The sequence below is a fragment of the Rhodococcus sp. P4_F3_2 genome, assembly GCF_056401335.1.
Genome location: NZ_JBFUJN010000188.1, coordinates 1 through 472, shown reverse-complemented (window position 1 = coordinate 472; position 472 = coordinate 1). Strand labels below are relative to the sequence as shown.

The 472-nt window shown below is 40.1% G+C and carries 1 protein-coding gene; it reads left to right on the top strand.

The window, feature by feature from the left end; all coding sequences use genetic code 11:
• A partial coding sequence (locus AC1DWA_RS33355) for a hypothetical protein (protein WP_477917760.1) occupies window positions 1-472 on the top strand: 472 nt, incomplete at both ends.

The following is a 472-nucleotide window of genomic DNA, read 5'->3' as shown; positions in this document are numbered from 1 at the left end:
CTTTTAGAAGCCATAATTGTTCAACTTGGAGAAGCTGCAGATTCGAAAGCGTTGTTAGAGAATCTTGAGGCTAATTTAGCAATCTCCGGGAGAGAATCAGTTTTGCCTCTTGGTCAACTTTCTCTTAATGATATGTGTGGAATAGAACTTACTGAGCAAGCAAAAAGTATAGGTGAAACTTTAACACGTTGGGCAAGTGAATTCAACTCACAGCAGCGAGCATTAAAAGAGTATGGTGAGGTAGTTCTCAACAGTTTAAACTTTAGAAGCCACTGTGATAATCACCCATGGACGCCTAAGGTAGCCAATTTACTTTTGGGATCGGCGGGTGGTCCGGCTGTCATGCAATTGTTTAATGAGTACCTACATCAGCTAGTGCTTTTAAGAGACGCACTAATTCCGTTCAAGAATTGGGAAGAGATACCCATTAAAATTGATGAAATAAATAATGCCAAGGGATYAAGGTTTATGG